General features: G+C 59.0%; 18 protein-coding genes, 1 tRNA gene and 1 pseudogene. 10 read left to right on the forward strand and 10 right to left on the reverse strand.

Annotated features, from left to right (window positions below; translation table 11 throughout):
- Nucleotides 1-215 precede the first annotated feature (215 nt).
- The 4 genes from aqpZ to MJ639_RS16860 all read right to left on the reverse strand — a co-directional run bounded on the left by aqpZ (nucleotide 216) and on the right by MJ639_RS16860 (nucleotide 4109).
- Complete coding sequence (gene aqpZ, locus MJ639_RS16845) at nucleotides 216-968, reverse strand: aquaporin Z (protein ID WP_243375324.1); 753 nt, start codon at nucleotides 966-968, stop codon at nucleotides 216-218.
- Nucleotides 969-1726: 758 nt separating this feature from the next.
- Nucleotides 1727-2149 carry a hypothetical protein gene (locus MJ639_RS16850; protein WP_243375327.1) on the reverse strand — a complete coding sequence of 141 codons (423 nt, stop codon included), beginning with the start codon at nucleotides 2147-2149 and terminating at the stop codon, nucleotides 1727-1729.
- 732 nt (nucleotides 2150-2881) lie between these two features.
- A complete protein-coding gene (locus tag MJ639_RS16855; RefSeq protein WP_243375330.1) occupies nucleotides 2882-3430 on the reverse strand; it encodes a dihydrofolate reductase family protein in 549 nt (182 codons plus the stop codon).
- Entirely contained in the window at nucleotides 3417-4109 is a 693-nt protein-coding gene (locus MJ639_RS16860; protein WP_243375332.1) for a ceramidase domain-containing protein, read from the reverse strand. Before MJ639_RS16860 ends, MJ639_RS16855 begins: the two co-directional genes overlap by 14 nt.
- Nucleotides 4110-4202: 93 nt before the next feature.
- On the opposite strand from MJ639_RS16860, the gene xth reads away from it, so the two are divergent.
- A complete protein-coding gene (xth, locus tag MJ639_RS16865; RefSeq protein ID WP_243375335.1) occupies nucleotides 4203-4988 on the forward strand; it encodes an exodeoxyribonuclease III in 786 nt (261 codons plus the stop codon).
- A gap of 6 nt (nucleotides 4989-4994) precedes the next feature.
- On the opposite strand, the gene MJ639_RS16870 is transcribed toward xth, so the two are convergent.
- On the reverse strand, nucleotides 4995-5867 hold the full coding sequence (locus MJ639_RS16870) for a tetratricopeptide repeat protein (RefSeq protein WP_243375337.1): 873 nt from the start codon (nucleotides 5865-5867) through the stop codon (nucleotides 4995-4997).
- A gap of 629 nt (nucleotides 5868-6496) precedes the next feature.
- On the opposite strand from MJ639_RS16870, the pseudogene MJ639_RS17915 reads away from it, so the two are divergent.
- From MJ639_RS17915 to MJ639_RS16880, 3 genes and pseudogenes are all read left to right on the forward strand, one after another.
- Nucleotides 6497-6667, forward strand: a pseudogene (locus tag MJ639_RS17915) (protease); the annotation flags it as partial.
- A gap of 24 nt (nucleotides 6668-6691) precedes the next feature.
- Nucleotides 6692-7528, forward strand: a complete 837-nt coding sequence (locus tag MJ639_RS16875) for a calcium-binding protein (protein ID WP_423790818.1) — start codon at nucleotides 6692-6694, stop codon at nucleotides 7526-7528.
- Between the two features lie 441 nt (nucleotides 7529-7969).
- Nucleotides 7970-9598: a calcium-binding protein gene (locus tag MJ639_RS16880; protein WP_243375342.1), complete on the forward strand. Its 1629-nt coding sequence runs from the start codon at nucleotides 7970-7972 to the stop codon at nucleotides 9596-9598.
- Between the two features lie 50 nt (nucleotides 9599-9648).
- On the opposite strand, the gene MJ639_RS16885 is transcribed toward MJ639_RS16880, so the two are convergent.
- From MJ639_RS16885 to lipB, 4 genes are all read right to left on the reverse strand, one after another.
- The gene (locus MJ639_RS16885; protein ID WP_243375344.1) at nucleotides 9649-10479 is read right to left on the reverse strand and encodes a protein-L-isoaspartate O-methyltransferase family protein; all 831 of its coding nucleotides are present in this window, start codon (nucleotides 10477-10479) and stop codon (nucleotides 9649-9651) included.
- A gap of 55 nt (nucleotides 10480-10534) precedes the next feature.
- The gene (locus tag MJ639_RS16890; RefSeq protein WP_243375347.1) at nucleotides 10535-12142 is read right to left on the reverse strand and encodes a carboxyl transferase domain-containing protein; all 1608 of its coding nucleotides are present in this window, start codon (nucleotides 12140-12142) and stop codon (nucleotides 10535-10537) included.
- Nucleotides 12143-12247: 105 nt separating this feature from the next.
- Nucleotides 12248-12574, reverse strand: coding sequence for a hypothetical protein (locus MJ639_RS16895; protein WP_243375349.1), 327 nt, complete (start codon nucleotides 12572-12574; stop codon nucleotides 12248-12250).
- A gap of 94 nt (nucleotides 12575-12668) precedes the next feature.
- Complete coding sequence (gene lipB / locus MJ639_RS16900) at nucleotides 12669-13400, reverse strand: lipoyl(octanoyl) transferase LipB (RefSeq protein ID WP_243375352.1); 732 nt, start codon at nucleotides 13398-13400, stop codon at nucleotides 12669-12671.
- Between the two features lie 230 nt (nucleotides 13401-13630).
- Between lipB and MJ639_RS16905 the strand changes: the two genes are divergently transcribed.
- The 6 genes from MJ639_RS16905 to MJ639_RS16940 all read left to right on the forward strand — a co-directional run bounded on the left by MJ639_RS16905 (nucleotide 13631) and on the right by MJ639_RS16940 (nucleotide 20539).
- Nucleotides 13631-13715: transfer RNA gene (locus MJ639_RS16905), tRNA-Leu, on the forward strand.
- A 224-nt stretch (nucleotides 13716-13939) separates the two neighbouring features.
- Nucleotides 13940-15364, forward strand: a complete 1425-nt coding sequence (gene mgtE / locus MJ639_RS16910; protein ID WP_243375354.1) for a magnesium transporter — start codon at nucleotides 13940-13942, stop codon at nucleotides 15362-15364.
- 93 nt (nucleotides 15365-15457) lie between these two features.
- Complete coding sequence (locus MJ639_RS16915; RefSeq protein WP_423790816.1) at nucleotides 15458-16363, forward strand: glycoside hydrolase family 25 protein; 906 nt, start codon at nucleotides 15458-15460, stop codon at nucleotides 16361-16363.
- A gap of 191 nt (nucleotides 16364-16554) precedes the next feature.
- The gene (locus MJ639_RS16930) at nucleotides 16555-18651 is read left to right on the forward strand and encodes a calcium-binding protein (protein WP_279306683.1); all 2097 of its coding nucleotides are present in this window, start codon (nucleotides 16555-16557) and stop codon (nucleotides 18649-18651) included.
- Nucleotides 18652-18840: 189 nt separating this feature from the next.
- Nucleotides 18841-20013: an isovaleryl-CoA dehydrogenase gene (locus MJ639_RS16935; RefSeq protein ID WP_243375356.1), complete on the forward strand. Its 1173-nt coding sequence runs from the start codon at nucleotides 18841-18843 to the stop codon at nucleotides 20011-20013.
- A gap of 40 nt (nucleotides 20014-20053) precedes the next feature.
- Nucleotides 20054-20539: a lysozyme inhibitor LprI family protein gene (locus MJ639_RS16940; RefSeq protein WP_243375359.1), complete on the forward strand. Its 486-nt coding sequence runs from the start codon at nucleotides 20054-20056 to the stop codon at nucleotides 20537-20539.
- 8 nt (nucleotides 20540-20547) lie between these two features.
- On the opposite strand, the gene MJ639_RS16945 is transcribed toward MJ639_RS16940, so the two are convergent.
- Nucleotides 20548-21126, reverse strand: coding sequence for a hypothetical protein (locus MJ639_RS16945; protein WP_243375362.1), 579 nt, complete (start codon nucleotides 21124-21126; stop codon nucleotides 20548-20550).
- Nucleotides 21127-21192: the final 66 nt, after the last annotated feature.

The raw sequence follows: 21192 nt of genomic DNA on the forward strand, positions 1-21192 counted from the left end.
GAAGCCCCCGCAGCGAAAGCAGCGGGGGCTTTTGTGCATCACAGCCCGCCTTACTCGCCGCGAAACGCCCGAGACGACCCATCCAACACAGGCTTGGCCAAATACGACAACACCGAACGATAACCCGTCTTGATCAAACAGGACGCTGATTGGCTTGAGCGGCGGTAAACATTCGCGATGATGGCCTCATCTATATTTTACACCCGCTTGCCACTTCACTCGGCCGGGGCCGGAGGCGTTACGCCAGTGACCTGGGCTGAGGGTTCCTCGCTGAGCCAGCGGTAGAGGATGCCGCCAATCGCCCCGCCGATAAGAGGCGCGACCCAGAACATCCAGAGCTGCGCCAAGGCCCAACCACCCGCGAAAAGCGCCGGGCCAGTGCTGCGCGCCGGGTTCACGGACGTATTGGTGATCGGAATACTGACGAGATGAATAAGTGTCAGACCCAGACCAATGGCGATGGGCGCGAAGCCGGCAGGAGCCTTGCCGTGAGTGGAACCCATGATGATGAACAGGAACATCATGGTCAGCACGATCTCGGTCACGAAGCCTGAGATCATGCTGTACTGGCCCGGTGAATGGGTGCCGTAGCCGTTGGCGGCAAAGCCCTTCGCTATATCGAAGGTGGGAGAGCCAGTCGCAATGGCGTAGAGTGCCGCCGCAGCGATAACCGCTCCCAACACCTGCGATATGATGTAGGGCAGGATGTCCTGCTTCGGGAACCTTCCACCTGCAGCCAGACCGACCGTTACCGCCGGGTTGAGGTGGCATCCGGAGATGTGACCAATGGCATAGGCCATAGTAAGCACGCTCAGGCCGAAGGCGAACGAGACGCCTAAAAGGCCGATGCCAATCTCGGGGAAAGCTGCTGCGATGACAGCGCTGCCGCAACCGGCGAAGGTGAGCCAGAAGGTCCCGATGCCCTCCGCAACGCAACGATGGATGTTCTGGCTGTTGTGCAGGTCCATGAGTTCCTCCCTTGGGGTTACGCAGCCTCTCGGTTTCGGAACGACGTCGACAAAGCTGTCGATCAAAGACGGCCCGTCGCAGGCCCAAGTCCAACACAGAACAGTGATTTATGAGGGCAGCATACGCCTTCCCGGTGGAGCAGTGAAGCAATGCCAGTATCACACGACACTTCCGTATGGCCGACACCTGCATCATTCCCGATATGAACGAAGCGCCGCAGTCCGCGTACAGCGTTGTCGCTTCCAGGGGTTTGGGATTGCGACGCCATGGAATGCTGACAAGCATGCGAAGACCTTCGCGCTCGTTGCGCGAGTGACAGCAGCGATTAAGGCCTTGGATTGAATTTCTGGATGCCCCGTGCGGCGCTCAACGCGCATGCTAGGCCCCAAAATGTCAAGAAATTGTCCCGTCCCGTCAAGCTGCTCTCTAAGGCCAAGCTATAAGGATGGAGCACCGAGGGAATTCATATGAAGATGATGCTGATTGTTCTGATCGCTTGCCCTGCCCTGATGGGGTGCGTTTCATCCTCGAACACGGAAGGCAAACTGCCCAATTACGTGACTTCCCAAGCCACGCAATCACCCGGGATCAGAAACGACAACTTTGGTGGAGCAGCGCTGTCGATGCGTGGCCTTCCTCGTTAATCAGCGAGCAGTAGAGCGCATGGAGAGCTTCAAAGCGAAGTTCTACCTTGCTCCCTGAGGATTATCAGTCTGAATAGCCAAGCATTGTCTTGGCTTCAGCACTTATCCCGATCCTACGCAGCCGAGCGCACATCCTGATTGTCCTCAGCTTCCGTCGCGGCCGTCCTCTCGAGCTGCACGGCATAGGCCGCCTCAAGGCCACGGAAGCGAAGGGAATCGTCCGGCTCCGACAGCCCGGCCACGACCGGGACGCGCTCGGAGAAGCGCGCGAGTGCACTCCGTACGAAGCGTATGTTTCTGGAGACGGGATGCATACCCAGCGTGGCGTCTCTTACGATGGCTTTCGCAGCAGCATAAAGATCGTCCACCGACGCTTCGACGCCCGGATCTCTCTTCATGAGGCTCATGGTGTTGATGAGCAGAACGCGCAGATCGTGCAGGTCAGAGTCCCTGCCCTGCTCGGCGATTGATTCCGTCACCAGCTCGACTGCTGCGATCCTCTCGCGGATCGTCTTTTCGAAGCTCTCGTCCGTCATGAGCGCTACCCCCGTGAATCGCCAGAACCATTTGGATCGGCTTGTCGGAAAGCATGCGCCCGCATGGTTAATGAATGCTTACGACGTCACTGAAAGCCTTTTCTTTCTTGGCTTCCAGCGCTCGTACGTTCTTCATCGCAGTGTTTCCGCTTGGGGAATCGCACGCCTCGTAAGCGTCCTCAGCATCCGACGCACAAATCGCGTCTGGCCTTTTGCTCCAAGCGCTCGCCTTCATCGAGGAGATTCTGCTCCCGAGAAGAAGGAGGAACAGCAGAACTCTGGCCTGGGCGGCGCACAACGCCACCGATTCCGCCGGTCGTCGCGGGGCCCGCACCTACCGCTCCACCTGTGCTGCCTTCGGTTCCAGGAGGAGAAACCGGACCTGTCGCCGCGTTGGATGGTGTGGTGTTCTGGTTAGAGCTTTGAGAGCTGTCCGTTCCACCCTGCCTGGCCTGTCCTGTCCCCGAACCTTGAGCGGGAGCGGACTGCATCTGGGAACCCTGCTGGGATGGCGGAAGAACTGTTGAGCTCGTCGATGGGCCGGTCGAACCGGTGGAGGATGAGGCACCGCCCGTGGAGCCGCCACTTCCGCCGGATGAAGAGGATTGAGCCCAGGCGACGCCTGTCACGAGGCAGGTGGTGAGAAGGACAATGGAAAGCCTGGTGCACATGCGCTTTCTCCCTGCAAAGGGCATCGCACATCAACTCGGCAATCGGGGCGATGTTTCCCTCTCAGCGGCGCCAAACGACAAGACTGATGGGTCCAACCGGATCGAGGGTCTTCCTCTGGCCAGGCGTGAGGCCTGCTTCAGACAAGATTGCCTCGGCGCCCTTTCCCGTCTCGCATTCGGAAAAAACGGGTACACCACCGGGAACGGCGACGCCTTCGGCCCTGGTGAGATGAAACGCGTCGTAGCCGAGCTTTAAGAACAGATCGAAGACCTGCCTGCCGCCAGGCACGGCGACCCTGCCGCCATAAGGAAGTACCCTGCGGATGGCTTCATCCCAGGAAAGCCTCTCCGGGTTCCACCACCAGCCATCGACACGCCGCTCGATTCCCTGAGATGAGGACGACAGGATCATGCGCACGCGATTCCGCGGATTGGGATTGGCCTCATGCCCCAGACGCCCCAGCACCGTCACGTCCGACCGGTTGAGCTCCGCCTGAAAATAGGCCCAGTCCGCATCGTTGCGCAGTACATCCGGCGTCTGGCCCGTCGAATCCGCAATGCGGTCATCATCCGACACGATGGCATAGCCATGGATTTCAACGCGGGACATCAGGCGGCCTTTCCTCGGGAGCATGCGCGAGCGCCGCGATCATGAGGATCCACAGCACCAGGGCATTCAGCATGTGCCAGAGCGCATGCGTGCCGAGTGGTAGCGCAGGGCAGACAGCGTTGTCGATGGAGCGGAACACCAAGGACAGACCGAAGACACAGGCTGCCCACAGCAGAGCGTGCTCGGCCTGCTTATGCGAGGCCATCAGACAAGCAACTCCCACTGCCACTAGTGCCATCAGAGCCGGCAGATACCCAACTGATCCATTGAGCGTGGCGGCAGGAAAGAGGCCGAACCATAGCCGTCCGAAGCTCATGTTGAAGACGATGAAGGCAAGAGTGATGGCAAGCGCCTGCACGATTCCCAGCCGCAGATAACGCCGCATGGCGAGCAGGAAGTAGCTGTAGATGAATACCGCGATCGGCAGCACATCCGCGAGCAGCGACCAGCGGTTCGCGAAGGTATGGAACAGGAAGCTCCCGATGCCGACGATGGCGGCAACGGCGATCAGCCAGAGCGCAGGCCAATCCCGCCTCCCCTTGCTCCGCCATACGAGAAAGGCGTGGGCGGCAGCCAGGAGGAAGAAGCCGTTAGAGAGAGCATTGACCGGCTCCGCCCAGAATCCTGGGTCAAGGCGCTCGCAATAACTGTCAATGGATTGGAACCAGGAAGAATTCATGGGCTGCAACCGTGGGGATGGTGGAGGGTTCCACCTTGCAAGCTTTCGACGAACGTCCGATGAAAGTTTGAAAGGGCCACCGAGACCGACACGATGCGCATAGCCACCTGGAACGTAAACTCGATTAAGCAGCGATTGGACCACCTCGCCACCTTCGTGAAAAGCGCGGATCCGGACGTGCTCTGCCTGCAGGAGCTGAAATGCATGGACGAGGCCTTCCCGAGGGCCGAAGTCGAGGCGCTCGGCTACAACGTCGTTACCCATGGCCAGAAGACCTACAACGGCGTTGCCATCCTCTCCAAGCGGCCACTCGAAGACGTCCGACGCGGCCTGCCGGGGGACGAGAGTGACGAGCAGGCGCGTTATCTCGAAGGCACCATTTCCACATCAGCAGGCGTGGTGCGCGTCGCCTCCATCTATCTGCCCAACGGCAACCCAATCGGCACACCCAAATTCGATTACAAGCTCGCCTGGATGGATCGGCTGATCGCTCATGCGCGCCGCCTCCTCCCGCTCGAGGAACCTCTGGTGCTTTGCGGCGACTACAATGTGATCCCGGAGCCTCGGGATGCGGCCAATCCGGAAGCGTGGGTCAAGGACGCGCTCTTTCAGCCGGAAAGCCGTGCGAAGTTTCGCGAGCTTGAGAATCTCGGATTCATCGATGCCGTGCGTGCGTGCAGCGTCCAGCCGGGCCTCTACTCGTTCTGGGATTATCAAGCCGGCGCCTTCCAGCGGAACAACGGCATCCGCATCGACCATCTGCTGCTCTCGGCCCAGGCGCAGGACAAGCTGAAGAGCGCCTCGATCCGTAAGGAAGTGCGCGGATGGGACAAGCCCTCCGACCATGTGCCGGTGATGGTGGATCTCGATATCGAGTGAGCGCGACTAGCGCCGTGACTGGATGTACTGCTCGAGCAGGGCAAGCGCCAGCTTACGGTCGCTCTCGTCAGCGGTGGTGAAAGCTTCCGCATAGAGGCTTTCGATCCACTGATCCTTACCGTTCTCGGTGGCGGCTTCGCGGGCAAGCGTCAGCCACATGAGCCCCTTGGCGCGCTGGCGCGGCACACCCTGCCCGTTCATCAGCATGTGGCCGAGCAGCGCCTGGGACGGGTGATGTCCCTTCTCGGCAGCCAGATTGAACCAGCGGGCGGCCTGGCGCGCATCCCGAGAAACGCCCGTTCCTTCCATATAAAGGCGGGCGAGGTTGTACTGCGCGTTGGAGTCGCTGAAATAAGACGCCGCGTAGCTGAACATCTCGACGGCGCGAGCCGGGTTGGCGCTCACATAGGTGCCCTTGATGCCATCCAGGAAGTAGCCGCCCAATGCCACGAAGGCGCTGGAAACGACCGTCGCATTCGGTGAATCCGGGCTCTCGTCCGCATGCTGGTCCGCGAGCTTGGAGAAATACTCGAAGGCCTTCAGGTCATCATGCTCGACCCCGTCGCCATCGGCATACATGCGTCCGAGCTTCCAGAGCGCGAGCGTATGCCCCTGCCCGGCCGCGTATTCGAGCGCGGCGGCGGCTCCAAGCTTGTCACCGGCATTGTAGTCCCGCATGCCCGTACGCAGAGCCTCGCGAACGGATCCATACTTTCCGGAAGGCGCAATGATGGGCGCGAGGGCAGGCGTCAAAGGTTGAGGATGCGGCGCAGCGTCGAGTGCGAATACCGAGGAGGAGCCGAGCAGAACGAACGCGCAAGCAGCGACCGCCGTATGACGGTGTGTCAACTTCAGCTTGTGGATCAGGCGCGCATTCATGGACTTCGACTCTTTTCCATTCGGTTCTCACAAGAGGCCCCGACCGAACGGAACTCCTGTGATCTGCCATGTGCTGCGCCACCTATGCAATGGTTCTCGCAATAGGCTGTTCGATAGCGTTAATCGAAGACCGCCCCTGCTACGCGCCACTTTAAAGCGTTGGTTTAGAAGCACTTTAGCTGCTTTCACAGGTGCTCGTGCTTTATGGCGGGATCGCGGCGGCGCTTGGGCCAAGAGTGGTAGGATGATGAAGCTTTTTGGGTGTTGCCAGCCAGCAACATTTTTAATGCTCTTTGCCGAGCCAAACCGAGCCTCATGAAAGCGCCACCGCCCTCACATTCCCTAAAGAAATTTATTGATTCCATAATGTGCTGCAGCGCACACAAGGGCTTATTGATGTTATCACGGAACATCCTAATTCCTGCATCGAGCTGAGAGATAGATTTATTCAATCGATCATATGTAAAATTAAATATGATTGATGAATTTTTATTTCAGCTCTTTTCATCAATAGACCAGGAATAGAAGAAATGGCTAAAGAGTACTCGCCGATTAAGACAGTTGTTCTCGGAGAAGATGAATTCTTCTTTGATCTTTCGGAAGCCCCCGCCTATCGCAATTGGAATGTGATGGGCAACGATCTCGACAACACCATCCTCGGCAATGCCTCGAATAACATCATCGACGGCGGCCTTGGCAACGATACCATGGTCGGCGGCGCCGGCGATGATATGTACTATGTCCGCGATGAGGGCGATGTGGTCGAGGAATATGCCGGTGGCGGCAACGACATTATCTTTTCCTACCTCGAGTCCGGCTTCGACATGCGCAAGACTGCCTTTGTCGAGGGCCTGCAGACTGGCGGCAAGCTCGCTATCGGCAACAGCCTCAACAACAACATCCTGATCGCCCACAAGGCAGGCGTTGCCTATGGCGGCGACGGTCATGACGTGCTCAATGCTGGCGACGGCAACAACAAGCTGTACGGCGAAGTCGGCAATGACACCATGAACGGCGGCCTTGGTGCCGACACCATGGAAGGCGGCGTCGGTCACGACATGTATTACGTGGACAGCATTTACGATCAGGTTCATGAGAATGCTGACGAGGGCACCGATACGGTCAATGCATCCATCACCTACATGCTTCGGGCGAATTTCGAGAACCTGACTCTCAGCGATTCCACCTCGAAGAAGGACATCGACGGCATCGGCAACGATCTTGCCAACAAGATCACCGGCAACAGCGGCAACAATGTCCTTACGGGCAACGATGGCCACGATACGCTGAGCGGCGGCAAGGGCCACGACACCCTTATCGGCGGCGAAGGCAAGGACGCCTTTTCGTTCAGCGAATTTGGCGCTGCTCATGCTGACAGGATCGTCGACTTCAATGCTGCTGAAGATCGCATCCTTCTCAACGGCGACATCTTCAAGATGATCGATTGCGGTTGCTCGACCAAGCCGTCCGCTCTGAAGGCAAACTTTTTCGCTTTCGGATCGGCCAAGGACAGCGACGACTTCATCATCCTCGGTGAAGATGGCGGCCTTCGCTATGACGCGGACGGTTCGGGCACGGAATGCAGCGCTCAGCTGATCGCCACATTCAAACCGGGCCAGGAGTTGGCAGCAATCTCCAACCTCAACATCTTCGTGGTCTAATCGTTTATACACTGCTCATGGCCGGGGCATGCCCCGGCCATGATGCATTTTAGACAGCCATCTTTCAGCGTAAGCGAAATATTTCCACAAACGGAAACAGCTCTTCTATCGCCAAGCAGCACCTACGACAGCGCTTAGAACAAAAGCGCCAGGAACGCTCCGTGTGACCGCTCACCAGAACCTTGGCGCCCCTTCAAAATCAAGAACGCCGACCCTACCATCATAGTAATCGTAAATTACATACTGATCATACAATTGGTTTAAATCTCAGAATTTCGCCATGTGCTCTAGAACACAATGGCATTGTTGAATTTATATGCTAGCGACACATCTATAAATACGCGAGACGAAAGATGAAAGTCTAACCTAAAGACACAAAAACCGTCTTTTATTCACGAATTCATTTGTCTCGCAATTCTAATATATTCAAGAGGACCTAAAATGATCAGATATAATCCAGCTTTGCGTCTATTCATTTTTGATGAGGACGAAACCGGTGACTTAAGAATGACTGCGTCATACGGAAATTCTGGCGCTATCGGCAATGCGTTTCATAACAATATCTACGGAAACGATGATGACAACATCATCGATGGCGGCGGCGGCGGCGATTATCTTGCAGGCGGCGGCGGCAATGATACGTATCATGTCGATGATTACAGCGATGTCGTGGATGAATTCGAAGATCAGGGCTTCGACACGATTATATCGTCTATAGACATCAGCCGGCTCTGCTCCCATGTCGAGAAGCTCATCCTAACGAGGGGAGCCTCCAAAGGCGTTGGCAACAACCTAAACAACGAGATCATCGGCAATGCCAACATGGTCAATGTCCTGGATGGCCGTGAAGGCAACGACATCCTAACAGGCGGCGCCAAAGCAGATGAACTCATTGGCGGTCAAGGCAACGATTATCTCGACGGTCGAGGAGGAGCCGATAAGATGATCGGCGGCATCGGCGATGATACCTATATCATCCATGATGGCCATGAGATCATTCTGGAAGCCGCTGGTGAAGGCACAGACCAGGTCAATGCATCGGTCAGTCATACGCTCCAGAACAACTTTGAATCTCTCCTGCTTCTTGGAGACGCGCATCTTTCGGGAACGGGCAACAACGCCGATAACCGCTTGACGGGAAATACCGGAAGGAATGTCCTGAGGGGTTACGAAGGCAACGATACGCTTAACGGCGGAGCAGACGCAGACCGCCTGGAAGGCGGATCAGGCAACGATACCTACTTTGTCGATAACAAGGACGACCGGGTCATCGAGAACTCGATCTCCAATGGCAACGACACAGTCTATGCCTCTGTCAGCTACACGCTGAGCGATTTCGTGGAAAATCTGTTCGCCAACGGCTCGGCTGCTATCTGCCTTACCGGAAACAAGCTCGCCAATACGATCAGAGGCAATGATAAGGCGAATATCATCAACGGCGGCGCTGGCGCCGATAAGATGGCTGGAGGGGCTGGTAATGATACTTACTATGTCGACAACATCAGAGACGTGATCACCGATACGTCCGGCACCGATACGGTCATTGCGACCTCTCATTATACCCTGAGCAACGGACTGGAGAATCTTACCGCAGCTTATAGCGCAACAAGCTTGAAGCTGACCGGCAACGCTTCTGACAATGCCATCAAAGGCAACACGAGCAAAGATACTCTCAAGGGTCTTGATGGCAATGACACCCTGAACGGCAGGCAGAACTCGGACATCTTGTATGGAGGCAAAGGCAAAGATACGTTCGTATTCGATACTCAACTCAGCTCGAGTAACGTAGATAAAATCTGCGATTTTTCATCCACTTACGACACGATCTACCTAGATAATGCGATCTTCAAGAAGCTCGGAGCGGGTTCTCTCACAAACCCCACCAAGTTGAACAAGGCATTTTTCACTATTGGTAAAGAGGCCAAGGACAATAATCATCATATCATTTATGATAAAGACAAAGGCGCTCTTTACTACGACCCTGATGGTTCAGGTCAGGGTAAAGCCCAGCTCTTTGCTCAGGTTAAAGCTGGTACGATAATCAAGCTCGACGATCTGATGATCATCTAAGCCACCTCTGATTACCTATCATGGCCGGAGCTAATCCGGCCATGATGCTTTTAAACGGCCACCTGCGCCGATGAAAACCAGACAGTCTCATAGATGGCTATGGCACTTTCATCAGGAACTCGATCTTCCACGAGCCAGATCGAGCGCACGGAAGCCAGATCATCCTCGCTCGGCAGTTTCGCGATGGACAGATTTTCGGACGTGCCGCTGCATGAGATGAAGCCTACTGTCATGAGAGGGCTTGCACCAAATCCACCAGGCAGACGCTCGATAAGCATCGCTGGCCCCCACCCCTTATGCGGTTGCCATGGGAAGATCAGCCGTCCGCCGTTCTTGAGCGCCTTCAACCACTCGGCATCCGGGGCCAATACACCGGCATTCACGTAGATCACGTCTGCAGGCAACAACACTCTCCCGAAGGCCGAGCCTGCATGAAGAGCTACGTTGGAATAACTCCCCAGGTTTCGTGCGGCTGTTTCGGCTAGGTCTGTCTCGTATTCATAAGCCTCCACTCGACCGCTCGGCTCAACGAGACGCGAGAGAATAGCGGTATAGTAGCCGGTGCCCGCCCCCACATGAACCACGGTCTCGCCAGGCTGCGGACTCACGGCATCGAGCCACGCCGCATGAAGCGCAGGCTCGCCATTGTTGATGCCGCGCTCCCGATCAATGGCGACGAGAACATTGTCGTAGATAGCCGCAACATCGCGCGTCGTGGTCGTTATGCCCGCGCTGATTGTCGTCCATGGCGGCGGCGGCAAAAAGTTCTCTCGGGGAACGGCGGCAAAAGCGTGCTCGATGCGCCTGTCACGAAGATCGGTCAGACGCGCAATTTGCTCTGCATAGTTGGAGCGGTATGTCTCAAGCGTATCGTTGGACATACTTTGAAAGTCTCAGCGGCCTAGACCGGTTCCGCCTTCATCGCGAAACGCGTGCTTACATCCTGAACACGCCGAACTTCGTTTCAGGAATCGGCGCGTTCAGCGCTGCCGAAAAAGCCAACGCCAGCACGCGCCGTGTTTCGGAAGGCAAGATGACCCCATCGTCCCACAGACGCGCTGTTGCGTGGTACGGGGAGCCCTCCTCCTCGTATTTGCTACGGATCGGAGCCTTGAAAGCCTCCTCCTCTTCCGCGCTCCAGCTCTTGCCCTCGGCCTCGATGTTGTCGCGGCGCACGGTGGCGAGAACGCTCGCCGCCTGCTCGCCGCCCATCACCGAGATACGGGAATTCGGCCAAGTGAACAGGAAGCGCGGAGAATAGGCACGGCCGCACATGCCGTAGTTGCCGGCACCGAAGGAGCCACCGACGAGAAGCGTAATCTTCGGAACCTGCGCGCAGGCGACAGCCGTCACGAGCTTCGCGCCGTCCTTCGCGATGCCGCCCGCCTCGTATTGGCTGCCCACCATGAAGCCGGAGATGTTTTGCAGGAAGAGCAGCGGAATGCGACGCTGGCAGCACAGCTCGATGAAGTGGGCGCCTTTGAGAGCGCTCTCCGAGAACAGGATGCCGTTATTGGCGATGATGCCGACCGGCATGCCCCAGATCCGCGCGAAACCCGTCACCAGCGTCGTACCGTACAGCCGCTTGAACTCGTCGAACTCGGAACCGTCGACGAGACGCGCAATGACTTCGCGGATGTCGTACTGCTTCTTGAGATCGGTCGGCACGATCCCGTCGAGATCGTCGATGGAATATTTCGGCTCCACCGGCTCGGCGAGATCGATGTCGATCTTCTTGCGCGTATTCAGGGTGCCGACAATGCGGCGCACGATCGCCAGCGCATGTACATCGTCGGTGGCGTAGTGATCCGCCACGCCCGATTGACGGGCATGCACGTCGGCGCCGCCGAGATCTTCCGCCGATACCACCTCACCCGTCGCTGCCTTCACGAGCGGAGGACCACCGAGGAAGATCGTGCCCTGACGGCGCACGATGATGGTCTCGTCCGACATGGCGGGCACATAGGCACCGCCCGCCGTGCACGAGCCCATGACGCAGGCGATCTGCGGAATGCCCATCGATGAGAGCGTCGCCTGGTTGTAGAAGATGCGGCCGAAATGCTCGCGGTCGGGGAACACATCCGTCTGGTGCGGAAGGTTCGCGCCGCCGGAATCGACGAGGTAGATGCAGGGCAGACGGTTCTCGCGCGCGATTTCCTGCGCACGCAGATGCTTCTTCACCGTCATCGGATAATAGGTGCCGCCTTTGATCGTCGAGTCGTTGCAGACGATCATGACCTCGCGGCCTTCGACGCGCCCGATACCGGTGATGATGCCGGCGCCGTGGATCGCGTCTTCATACATGCCATAGGCAGCAAGAGAACCAAGCTCCAGGAAAGGAGCGCCCGGATCGAGCAGGCGCATCACGCGCTCGCGGGGCAGGAGCTTGCCGCGCGCCAGATGCCGCTCGCGCGCTTTCGCGGGGCCGCCCTCGGCGGCAGCCTGCCTCTTGGCCTGGAGATCGCGGGCAAGATCCGCCCAGGCTGCGCGGTTCGCCCGCGCATTATCAGATGACAGGTCGGCAGAAGTGGCAATGACGGGCACGGCGTTAGGCTCCCTGATTTTGTTAGCTCCTCACGGTCGAACCGGGGGCTCTCCGTCAGTAGCTGGGACCAGGGAGCCCGGCAACTCCGCCATCAGGCTAAGCGATCAGCCTTTCGTCCGAATGACGGTCTCAGTCTCGACGACACCGGGGCCGCAGCGATAGGCGATGCCGCGAACGAGAGACCAGTCGTGAGCAGTCTGTTGCAGATAAAGATGCGTGCCGCCCAGGGCCACCACGGCCTCTTTCATGCTGTCCGTCGCGGAGCCGAAGCCCGGAGTGGTCGAAATGACGGGGCTTACCTCTCCCAGATTCTGGCAAACGCGCACGTCAGCCGGCGAATCAACGATATGGATCAGATCCTCGGGGTCGGGACGGTAGCCACAGGCCGAAACGCTTACGAGAAGGAGAGAGGCAAGAAGAATTCGTTGCATGAAATGTCCGCCAGAAGTCGCCGTTTGCTCTAGCTTAGAGCACGAAGCGCCTCGGAGGAGAAGCCTGACCATGGCAGGTGTGAAAAACTGTCCCTCAGTTGCCGGGAAGCAACGGCGCCTCGACCCGCTCGGTCGGGCCGAAAATCTCCTCGAAAGCCTTACGCATAACGGCATCGACCTCTGGCATGGTCACGGGGATGCCGAGATCCACGAGGCTGGTGACCCCATGCTGAGTGACGCCGCAGGGAACGATCCCTGAAAAGTGGGAGAGATCCGGCTCCACGTTCAGGCTGATTCCGTGATAGGTCGCCCAGCGCCGCACGCGGATGCCGATGGCGGCGATCTTGTCCTCGGCTGTCTCGCCCTTGTCCGGCCGGCGCACCCACACGCCCACCCGATCTTCCCGTCGCTCACCCCGAATGTTGAAGGCGTCGAGGGTCCGGATCAGCCAAGCCTCGAGAGCCGCCACGTAGCGACGCAGATCAGGATCGCGTCGTTTCAGGTCGAGCATCACATAGGCCACCCGCTGCCCGGGGCCATGATAGGTGTATTGTCCGCCCCTGCCCGTCTGGTGCACCGGAAATCGCTCTGGGTCCACGAGGTCGGAGGCCTGGGCCGAGGTGCCGGCTGTGTAGAGCGGCGGGTGCTCCACGAGCCAGACGAGCTCCCTCGCCTCCCCGTCGGCGACAGCCTGAACTCTCGCCTCCATGAAGGCGACCGCCGTCTCATAGGGCGTCAGCCCCTCGGCAATCGCCCACTCGACGGAATCGGAGGGGCTCCCGCTCAGGAACCGATCGGCCAAGCTGTCCCGCAGGTTCGACACCATGTCACCTTCTGCCTTGATGAAGGAGGCTCTTGTGATCCCGAAGACTACTGAGGGTCAACTCATGCTTCTGCGGATCTGCCCTTCATATAGGGATGGCATGGCCCTTCATGCACAGGTCCAGGGCGAAATGCCGAGTTTCGTGACAGACTGGAAAAGATGGGCTTGCAGTGCCCGAATTCATCTGTTAGATCGACCGCCTCTTCAGGAGAAACCCTCCTGAAACCGAGTTCGCGGTCATGGCGGAATTGGTAGACGCACTACCTTGAGGTGGTAGCGGGGAGACCCGTGGAGGTTCGAGTCCTCTTGACCGCACCAATTTCTCGACACTCGATGTGTTGATGACAAAAAGGCCCCTTTCACGGGGCCTTTTTTGTTGCTCATATTGAGTGACGCTCCAGGTTCTAGAGCTGTGCTTCACGAACCTGAATCAATCTTACAGCAACGGTAGCTAAACGATTCCCTGAACGAGGCTTTTCAGGCGCATTGCATCGGCATGCACACGCACCTAAAAGGCCACCGCAATCTTCTGAGGAAGGCTCATGATGGAAGTCGAAAACGACAAGACACTTCCACCGCCCGATGGGCCGGCTCCTCAGCCGCTCGCCTTCCGTGATGAGGAAGGCGAACTCAATCCGGAATTCCTCGCCGCCGCCGCCGATGCGATCGAAGCATCCGACACCGAACGCCTGCAGGAGCTGGTGGAGGATTTCCACGAATCCGAACTCGGCGACCTGCTTGAGGCCCTGGCACCGGAGCATCGCCCTCGCCTCATCGAGCTGATGGGCTCGTCCTTCGATTTCACCGCGCTCACCGAAGTGGACGAAGCCGTCCGCGAGGAGATTCTCGAAGAGCTCGAAACCTCGACCGTCGCCGAGGGCGTGCGCGATCTCGATTCCGACGACGCCGTCACCATTCTCGAAAGCCTTCCCGAAGAGGAGAAGGCCGAGGTTCTCGAACAGCTCCCGGCCATGGAGCGCGTCGCGCTCCAGCGCTCCCTCGACTACCCGGAAGACAGCGCCGGCCGGCGCATGCAGACCGAGTTCATCGCCGTGCCGCCGTTCTGGACGGTGGGGCAGACCATCGACTTCATGCGTGAGACGCCGGATCTGCCGGAAACATTCTACGAGATCTTCGTGATTGATCCGGCGGGTCACCTCCTGGGCGCGGCTGCCCTTGATCGGCTGCTGCGCTCCAAGCGCCCCGTCACGATCCAGGAGATCATGGACGACGAACCGGACCGCGTGGAAGCCACCGACCACCAGGAAGACGTCGCCCGCCTCTTCGAGCGCTTCAACCTCGTCTCTGCCGCCGTGGTGGACGAGGAGAACCGCCTCGTGGGCGCGATCCTGGTCGACGACATCGTCGACGTGCTCGAGGAAGAAGCCGATGCCGACATCAAGCAACTCGGTGGCGTGAAGCCGGACGAAGAGCTGTCGGACACGGTCCTCTACACCCAGCGCAGCCGCTTCCCCTGGCTCTTCGCCAACATGTGCACGGCCTTCCTGTCGGCAGGCGTCATCCGTTTCTTCGAGGCCTCGCTTCAGGAGATGGTGGCTCTCGCCATCCTCATGCCCATCGTCGCCTCCATGGGTGGCAATGCAGGCACGCAGACCATGACGGTGGCCGTACGCGCGCTCGCCACTCGCGATCTCGGCCGTTCCAATGCCTGGCGCATCGTCACCCGCGAAGCGGCGGTCGGCCTGCTCAACGGCATCGTCTTCGCCTGCATCATGGGCAGCTTGGCGGCCTTATGGTTTCAGACGCCTCAGATCGGCCTGGTCATCGGCCTCGCCCTCATCACGGTGCTGATCTTCGCGGCTCTCGGCGGCATCCTCGTACCTCTCGGCCTCAACCGCCTGGGGGTGGACCCTGCCGTTTCCTCAGGACCTTTCGTGACCACGATCACCGATATCGTCGGCTTCTTCTCCTTCTTGGGCATCGCTACGCTCTGGTTTAAACTGTAATTTCATTGCATCATGGACGTTCGTAAGGGGGTGTTAACCGGTTTCGGGCATCCCTGATGCGATCCAGTCCTGCGTTCATTACAGTTAAGCCCGATGAAGACACGCCGCCGTTCCCCCCGCCGCTCCAAAAGCTCCGGCCTGACGACGTTCCTTCGGGCAGCGCGTTTTGGCGCCGTTACCGCCATGGCCCTGGGCCTTGCTTCCTGCGCCGTCGCGCCGAGCATGTCCTCCAGCCGCTATCCCGCCAAGAGTGACGCCCGCCCGCATCATGGCGTCGCCAGGGCTCACCGCCTGCCGATCCACGGCGTGGATATTTCCAAATGGCAGGGCCCGGTGGATTGGGCCTCCCTGCGCAAGGCCGGCACGCAATTCGCCTTCATCAAGGCCACCGAAGGCGGCGACCATATCGACAGCAAATTCCAGGAAAACTGGTACGGCGCCAAGCGCGCCGGCGTTCCGCGGGGCGCCTACCATTTCGTGTACTGGTGCCGCCCGGCCCATGAGCAGGCCGCTTGGTTCAAGCGGAACGTGCCCGCCGACCCGGAGGCCCTGCCCCCGGTTCTCGACGTGGAATGGAACGGCCAGTCCGTGAACTGCCCCAAGAAGGTTCCGCGCGAGCAGGCGCTCGCCATGATCGACACGATGCTGCGCGAGATGGAAGCCCATACGGGCAAGCGCCCGATCATCTACACCGACATCACCTTCCATAAGGAAATCCTGGAAGGCGAGTTCAACGACTATCCCTATTGGATCCGCAGCACGGCTGCAGAGCCCCACGAGCGCTACAACAACCGCCGCTGGACCTTCTGGCAGTTCACCACCACCGGCCGAGTGCCCGGTATCGACGGCGACGTGGACCGCAACACCTTCTACGGTACGGAAAACCAGTGGCGCATGTTCGTCCAGAGCGCCTGCGATCCCCGCGACTACCGCAGGCTCGCCCCCGCTGGGCGATGCCAGCCCCTGGACTCGGTCCAGACGGCCAGCATCGACGAGTAGCTCCAGGGCAACCTTTCACTGAGCCTTACAAGGCGCCCTCAGGGCGCCTTTTTTCTTTTGGAACGGCGCAAAGCCTTCGGGAATATAGTCTTGCCGTTGAGCAAGTGTCATTATATAACATGACAAGGTTACGCTTAGGGATGTGCCCATACTTCCCGGCAGAGCCGCAATGCAAGTTATCAGGCACACCCATGAGCAGCGATACGGACTTTGCCCTCTATGGCACCTCAGGTGGCGACCATCTGATAGGCAGCGATGGTAACGATACGCTCGACGGCGGTGCAGGTAATGACCTGCTCGAAGGCGGCACCGGGAATGACACCTATGTCTGGGGCCCTGGCCATGGCAGCGATGTCGTGCGCGATTACGGCGGCCAGGACAAGGTCGTCATCAACGCCACGCTGGAGCAGCTGAAGTTTTACACGAAGATCGGTGAGAAGGGCTATCCGCTCATCATTCAGTTCGGTGATGACATCGAAGAACGCCTCTACATCGAAGGCTACTTCAATGACGAGCCCTACAAGAATGGCCAGATCGAGAAGATCGTGCTCGCAGACGGCTCTGAATGGAGCCTGCAGGACATCTTGCAGATCGTCCAGCAGGTCCCCGAAGAGCAGCCCGCCCCGGTCAAGAACCTCTACCTGCTCGGCACTCAGCACAATGACACGCTCACGGGCGGCGCCGGACACGACACCCTGATCGGCGGCGAGGGCGACGACGTGCTCCTCGGCGGCACGGGCAACGATATCTACGTTTGGAATCCGAATTACGGTCATGACCTGATCAAGGATACCGGCGGCCTCGACATGCTCCGCATCGGCTCGGATTCATCCGGCTTCGAACTTACACTCCTGGATGACGGCACGCTGGTGCTCTCGAAGGACGGCGCCTCGGTCACGATCCGGAATTATCTCGATACAAGCGCCAATGGTGGACATATCGAGAAAATCACGTTCATGGACGGCACGGTCTGGAACCTCGACAAGATTCTGGAACTGTTAGAGGAGCAGGTGCCTCCGCCTCCGCCCCCGCCGCCGCCGCCGAAGGATGTCATCATCATCGGTACGGAACATGACGACACGCTCCAGGGCGGTGAAGGAAACGACACCTTGGTCGGCGGGTCCGGCAACGATACCTATCTGTGGTCCTACACGGGCGGCGATGACCGGATCAGGGATACGCACGGTATCGACACCCTGATCCTGTCAGGCTCACCGTCGAACTTCGTCTTCTCGGCGGATTTGGATAACGGCAACCTGTTCATCAAGCAGAATGGCCGCTTCCTGACGATCGAGGGCTATTTCGGTGAAACTGGCCTCATCGAGAAGATCGTGTTCGCAGACGGCACCGTTTGGACCTTGAGAGAGGTCAAGATTGCCCTGGGCATCGAAGTGTCTTCGCCTCCTCCGCCGCTGGAAGGACGCCTCGTTCTTGGCACGGCCGACAACGACACTCTCGAAGGCACCGCCAGCCACGATACCCTCGATGGCGGCGCAGGCGACGACCTGATGAAGGGTGGCGCCGGCAACAACGTCTACCGCTGGGCCTTCGGCAGCGGCAACGACACGATCTCGGATTCCCGTGGCGTCGATACGCTGAGCATCCATGCCAATTCGTCAGAGGTTCAGTTCGCGGCGACAGGTGCGGATTACGAGGATCTGATGATCTCGCTGCATGGCCAGAAGCTCGTCATCGACAACTACTTCCTCACGGCAGAGGACGGCGGGAACATCGAGAACATTGCGTTCGCCGATGGTCAGGTCTGGCAGATCGGTCACATCTGGAAGCTCCTGCAGGTCCGCAACGGAAGCAGCCGTGACGACGTGATCTACGGCAAGTCCGGGAAGGACAGCCTGAAGGGCAATGCCGGGCACGACATGCTGGTCGGCGGCGGCGGCAACGACGCCCTGAACGGCGGTGCGGGCAACGACAGGCTCGTCGGTGGAACCGGCGTGGATGTCCTGACGGGCGGCACGGGCCGAGACGTATTCGTCTTCGGCAAGGGCGATACGGGCATCCGCAGCAAGCGAGACATCATCCTGGACTTCAAGGTGAAGGAAGACCGTATCGACCTGACGGGCATCGATGCCAACACCGGCACCAAGGCTGACAACGCCTTCGGCAAGCTCCTCTCAGCCAAGCAGAAATTCACGGCAGCCGGGCAGATGCGCTACGATGCCAAGACGGGCCTTCTGTCGCTCAACACCGACAAGGATGCAGCCGCCGAGTTCGAGCTTCTGCTCAAGAACAAGCCGGCTTATCTGAAGCTCAGCGACTTCTATCTCTGATTCTCGCGATCAGGGTTGAAGCCTCCAAACTCCCCTGCCCGGCAGGGGAGTTTTTTCATGAGCCCTGCCCTATTCGACCAATTCCTCGAACCTCCCCGCTTGAAAAGGTCAGCACTGCTGTCCAAGATGATGGCAGAACGAGAAGTGATCCGGGCGCAATGACGCCGCTGGACATGGGAGGACCCGAGAATGCTGCCGAATGCCGCGAAAGCTTTCAATTTCGACCTCGGCGAAACCGCCGATGCCATCCGTGAAACAGTGCGTGACTTCTCCCAGGAGAAAATCGCTCCTCGCGCCGAAGAGATTGACCGTACGAACCAGTTCCCACGCGATCTCTGGCCTCAGATGGGCGAACTTGGCCTGCACGGCATCACGGTTGAGGAAGAGTATGGCGGCACGGGCCTCGGCTATCTCGAGCACGTGATCGCCATGGAGGAGATTTCCCGAGCTTCCGCCTCCGTCGGCCTGTCCTACGGCGCCCATTCCAATCTCTGCGTCAACCAGATCCGCCGCAACGGCACCGATGAGCAGAAGCGCCGCTATCTGCCCAAGCTCATTTCCGGCGAGCATGTGGGCGCGCTCGCCATGTCCGAGCCCGGCTCCGGTTCCGATGTGGTCTCCATGCGCACCCGCGCAGAGAAGCGCGGCGACCGCTACGTGCTCAACGGCAACAAGATGTGGATCACCAACGGTCCCACCGCCGAGACCCTCGTGGTCTATGCCAAGACCGATCCGGAAGCAGGCCCGCGCGGCATGACGGCCTTCCTCATCGAGAAGGGCTTCAAGGGTTTCTCCACGCACCAGAAGCTCGACAAGCTCGGCATGCGCGGCTCCGACACCTGCGAGCTGGTGTTTGAGGATTGTGAGGTGCCGGAGGAGAACGTGCTCGGCCAGGTCGGCAAGGGCGTGAACGTGCTCATGTCTGGTCTCGACTACGAGCGCGCAGTGCTGGCAGCAGGCTCCACGGGCATCATGCAGGCCTGCATGGACGTGGTGTTGCCCTACATCCACGAACGCAAGCAGTTCGGCCAATCCATCGGCGAGTTCCAGCTCGTGCAGGGCAAGATCGCCGACATGTATGTGACGATGAACGCCTCCAAGGCCTATGTCTATGCGGTGGCAAAGGCCTGCGACCGTGGCGAGACCACCCGCGAGGATGCGGCCGGCGCGATCCTCTATGCCGCCGAGAACGCCACCAAGATGGCGCTCGACGCGATCCAGCTCCTGGGCGGCAACGGCTACATCAACGACTACCCGACAGGCCGCCTGCTGCGCGACGCGAAGCTCTACGAGATCGGCGCCGGCACCAGCGAAATCCGCCGCATGCTGATCGGGCGCGAGCTGTTCAACAAGATGGCTTGAGCTTGCAACTCTCTATCAGACGGCGCATGGTCTGATCACCATGCGCCGCCTGATCTTTTTCCTGCCCTTCCTAATTTCTCTGCCGGCTCTTGCCGCGTCCGGAGACGACCCAGCCTCCATCGAGCCCACCGGCTCCGAGAAGCAGATCATTCTGTCCTGCGTGGAAGCGGCCTCATCTCTCATCGAGCAACGGCAATGCATCAAGCGTGTCGCGGATGCGTGCAATGAAGGCACAAACCCAGAAGTAAAACCTAGATCACGGACGAGAACATGCGTTCAGGCCGAAGAGCGCATCTGGGATGAACTCCTGAACCGATGGTACCGGGAGAAAGCGTCCCTGCTTTCAGGCCGGGGGCTCGAAGCCCTGCGCAAGGCGCAGCAGACCTGGATTGCCTATCGAGATGCCAAGTGCGGCCTCTTCTCCGTCATCCAGGATGGCGCTCTCGGGTTCGACAACGCCTTCCTCTGTCGGCTGGAAGAAACGGCGCATCGCGCTCTGGAAATCAGAGATCTCGACATCATGTGAGGTCGTCTTCAAATCGTCCAGACATCCCGCGTGATCGCGATCAGGGATAGTCCCTGATCGCCCTGACGGAAGATCAGGCGAAGGCTTTTCCAATTCATGGCCGCCATGTCGCCAGTGCCGCGAATGTGCAGCTCGACGACGATTCCATCGGATGCGAATTCGTGGTTGTTGTTGACCTCGTTCCCGCGCTGGCGCAGCTCGTTGTAGAGGACCTCGTCCGCCTGCCGGTAATCCGCATTCCAGACGAATTCTTCGAAATAGCGGCTGCAGGTCGCCTCGATAGGATCGCCGCTGCCGTCCTTCTCGCCCCAATGCCGCACCTCCGGATCCGCGGCGCAACGTTCCACCTCGGAGCGTGTCAGAAGCACATCGCTGTCGTCCAGCAGCACATAGGGGCTGACCTTCAGGCCTTCGTCACCGACAAAGGACGCAAGTTTCCTGAAATCCTGAGCGGCCAGGGCCTCGACCACTTTCTGAACCAGCCGCTCAGCCGCTTTCCGCGCGGCTTTAGGGCCGAGACTTTGCGCGCCGGCAGGCTGGGCAATAATCGAGAGAATAAGAAGCAGAAAGACAGCAACGCGTTTCACGACGGATTCCCATCAAAAGAGGCACGACTCATTGAGTCCACTGCAATAAGGCAATATTACTGCGTG

This window comes from Microvirga solisilvae, assembly GCF_022808595.1.
Classification (GTDB): Bacteria; Pseudomonadota; Alphaproteobacteria; order Rhizobiales; family Beijerinckiaceae; genus Microvirga; species Microvirga solisilvae.